The sequence below is a fragment of the Actinomycetota bacterium genome (genome assembly GCA_009923495.1).
GTDB lineage: Bacteria > Actinomycetota > Actinomycetes > S36-B12 > UBA5976 > UBA5976.
Window position 1 is genome coordinate 1 of the sequence record RFTJ01000045.1, and the last position, 1890, is coordinate 1890.

Annotated in this window: 2 protein-coding genes; both read right to left on the reverse strand. The window is 51.9% G+C overall.

Annotation, left to right across the window (positions count from 1 at the left end):
* Nucleotides 1-463: glutamate synthase (gltD, locus tag EBS36_07380; GenBank protein ID NBU32969.1), on the reverse strand; the 463-nt coding region annotated here is incomplete at its 3' end.
* Between the two features lie 26 nt (nucleotides 464-489).
* The coding region (locus tag EBS36_07385; protein ID NBU32970.1) for a glutamate synthase subunit alpha at nucleotides 490-1890 on the reverse strand (1401 nt) is incomplete at its 5' end.

Sequence of the window (1890 nt, forward strand, 5' to 3'; positions counted from 1 at the left end):
CAGCCGGACCGGAACCGATAACACCTACGGTCTTCCCGGTTAGCCGCTCAGGAATTTGCGGTAGAACATTTCCGTCATTCCAAGCACGGTCAATGATTGATACTTCAACATTTTTGATGGTTACCGGATCACCCGAGATACCAACAACACAAGCAGTTTCACATGGCGCTGGACACAGTCGACCGGTAAATTCTGGGAAGTTATTGGTGGCGTGCAGACGCTCGGAAGCATCTTTCCATTCTTGGCGCATCACTAAGTCGTTCCACTCTGGAATTAGATTTCCCAGCGGGCAACCATTATGACAAAACGGAATACCGCAATCCATACAACGACCAGCTTGTTTGGTCAGACTCTCAACGGGAAAATCCTCATACACTTCATTCCAGTCTTTGATTCGAACTAGAACCCCACGGCGCTTTGGTGTTTCGCGCTCCGTGGTAATAAATCCGCGTGGATCACCCATTTCAGCTTCCTTCCACTTCAAAAGATTTAGACACGGGCTGCCTCCATGATTGCTTCAATTGGATCGCGACCTTCGGCTTCAGCCTTAGCTTTAGCGTTAAGCACTCGGCGATAATCAGTTGGCATGACCTTGGTGAATCGACCAGCATGAGCCGGCCAGTTCTCCAGCAGACTCTTGGCGACTTCGGAATCAGTTTCTGCTAAGTGTTGCTGCAAAATCTCCTCAAGGAAATCCAAATCAGCAGAATCTAGGCTTTCGATATCTACCATTTCCCTGTTGATGTTAGGAACTACCGCATCTAGTAGGTAGGCAATTCCACCACTCATGCCAGCGGCAAAGTTACGGCCAGTTGGACCCAGGATAACTGCGCGTCCGCCAGTCATGTATTCGCAACCATGGTCGCCGACACCTTCAACAACGGCCGTTGCGCCAGAGTTTCGCACACAAAAACGTTCGCCAACGATTCCGCGCAAGAAAATGTTGCCCGAAGTGGCTCCGTAGCCAATCACATTTCCTGCGATGATGTTCTGTTCGGCAACTAGTGGCGCAGTGCGAGCTGGGCGCACGACAATTCGACCGCCAGAAAGACCCTTGCCCACGTAGTCGTTGCCATCACCTTCAAGACGCAATGTGATACCTGCAGGCAAGAACGCGCCAAATGATTGACCAGCAGAGCCGGTGAACAACAAATCGATGGTGCCCGCTGGCAGTCCAGCACCGCCCCATTTGCGAGTTATCTGCGAACCGAGCATGGTGCCAACTGTGCGATTGACGTTCTTGATTTCTAGTTGTGCTCGAACGGCCTCGCCATTTGCGATTGCTGGCTGGCAAATTTCAATCAACTGGTTATCTAACGCTCGCTCAAGGCCGTGATCCTGGCTCGTGGTATGTCGCAAAGCAGCGTTCGGATCAACATTCGGGCGATAGAGGATAGGTGAAAGATCCAGTCCTGAGGCCTTCCAGTGTTGAACCGCTCGCTCAACATCAAGCACTTCGCTGTGGCCGATTGCTTCATCAAGGCTATGGAAACCGAGTTCGGCAAGTAGCTCACGGACTTCCTGTGCGATGTATTCAAAGAAGTTAACAACATACTCAGCCTTGCCCGAGAACTTCTCGCGCAGCAACGGGTTTTGGGTCGCTACACCCACAGGACAAGTATCGAGATGACAAACCCGCATCATCACACAACCCATTACGACCAATGGTGCGGTCGCAAATCCATACTCCTCTGCACCGAGCAGTGCAGCAATGACGACATCGCGACCAGTCTTTAGCTGGCCATCGGTCTGAACCACGATGCGGTCACGCAAACCGTTGAGCAACAAAGTCTGCTGAGTTTCGGCCAGACCAATTTCCCAAGGAGCACCCGCGTGCTTGAGGCTGGTTAATGGTGAGGCCCCAGTGCCACCGTCGTGACCGGAAATTAA